The sequence below is a fragment of the Dellaglioa sp. CoH-57-MRSF-20 genome (genome assembly GCF_056781955.1).
The window spans coordinates 1-314 of the sequence record NZ_JBXAXV010000211.1; the positions used below are offsets into that span (position 1 = coordinate 1).

Sequence of the window (314 nt, forward strand, 5' to 3'; positions counted from 1 at the left end):
GTATACGAGCGCGCGCTCTAGTTCGTGCGGCAGATCACGGCTCAATGTATGCGAGTTACGTTCGTGCTCGCCCCGGACGAGTGCGGCATGCGCCGCGCGCCGTGACCTGTTCTCTATTCATGGCGCTCAGCCGACCATGTTAACGGAACGCACAGAGTAGCCCGCACGCTTCGCGATTGCCGATGCTTGCGAACGCGTGTCGGCGTCAACCTGCACCGTGAAGTAACCGCCGCTACCGTTGACGGGCAACGCCGTTTCATTTACTTCTACGTCGTACAGGTGCGCGGATTTGTTGCGGTCGCCCAATCGCACGG

The 314-nt window shown here is 60.8% G+C and carries 1 protein-coding gene; it reads right to left on the reverse strand.

The genetic code is table 11. From position 1 onward, the window contains the following. Window positions 1-126 precede the first annotated feature (126 nt). The coding region (locus AC1RPN_RS08800) for a hypothetical protein (protein ID WP_481763810.1) at window positions 127-314 on the reverse strand (188 nt) is incomplete at its 5' end.